The sequence below is a fragment of the Pseudidiomarina terrestris genome (assembly GCF_030466405.1).
Classification (GTDB): Bacteria; Pseudomonadota; Gammaproteobacteria; order Enterobacterales; family Alteromonadaceae; genus Pseudidiomarina; species Pseudidiomarina terrestris.
Genome location: NZ_JAGGJF010000010.1, coordinates 1,887 through 3,072, shown reverse-complemented (window position 1 = coordinate 3,072; position 1,186 = coordinate 1,887). Strand labels below are relative to the sequence as shown.

Annotated in this window: 1 rRNA gene (running past one end of the window); it reads left to right on the top strand. The window is 50.8% G+C overall.

Annotation, left to right across the window (positions count from 1 at the left end):
* The first annotated feature begins 20 nt into the window (after positions 1–20).
* Positions 21–1,186: ribosomal RNA gene (locus J6J34_RS12415) — 23S ribosomal RNA — on the top strand (it continues 1,818 nt past the right edge of the window).

Below are 1,186 nucleotides of genomic sequence, written 5' to 3'. Positions count from 1 at the left end.
TAAACATCTTCGGGTTGTATGGTTAAGTGACGAAGCGTAGACGGTGGATGCCTAGGCAGTTGGAGGCGATGAAGGACGTACTAACTTGCGATAAGCCATGATGAGGCAGTAAGAGCCGCATGAGTCATGGATTTCCGAATGGGGAAACCCAGTGTGCTTGCACACTATCCTTAACTGAATTCATAGGTTAAGGAAGCGAACCCGGAGAACTGAAACATCTAAGTACCCGGAGGAAAAGAAATCAACCGAGATTTCCCTAGTAGCGGCGAGCGAACGGGAATTAGCCCTTAAGCAATCATGGTGTTAGTGGAATGAGCTGGAAAGCTCGACGATACAGGGTGATAGTCCCGTACACGACGATGCCATGGATGTGAAAACGAGTAGGTCGGGACACGTGTTATCTTGACTGAATATGGGGGGACCATCCTCCAAGGCTAAATACTCCCAACTGACCGATAGTGAACCAGTACCGTGAGGGAAAGGCGAAAAGAACCCCGGCGAGGGGAGTGAAATAGAACCTGAAACCGTCTACGTACAAGCAGTAGGAGCACCTTCGTGGTGTGACTGCGTACCTTTTGTATAATGGGTCAGCGACTTATATTTTGTAGCAAGGTTAACCGCATAGGGGAGCCGTAGGGAAACCGAGTCTTAACTGGGCGCTTAGTTGCAAGGTATAGACCCGAAACCGGGCGATCTAGCCATGGGCAGGTTGAAGATTGAGTAACATCAATTGGAGGACCGAACTCACTAATGTTGAAAAATTAGGAGATGACCTGTGGCTCGGAGTGAAAGGCTAATCAAGCCCGGAGATAGCTGGTTCTCCCCGAAAGCTATTTAGGTAGCGCCTCGGACGAATACCACTGGGGGTAGAGCACTGTTTGGGCTAGGGGGTCATCCCGACTTACCAACCCCATGCAAACTCCGAATACCAGTGAGTACTATCCGGGAGACACACGGCGGGTGCTAACGTCCGTCGTGAAGAGGGAAACAACCCAGACCGCCAGCTAAGGTCCCGAAGTCATGGCTAAGTGGGAAACGATGTGGGAAGGCTCAGACAGCTAGGAGGTTGGCTTAGAAGCAGCCACCCTTTAAAGAAAGCGTAATAGCTCACTAGTCGAGTCGGCCTGCGCGGAAGATGTAACGGGGCTAAGCCATGCACCGAAGCTGCGGCTACATACTTATGTAT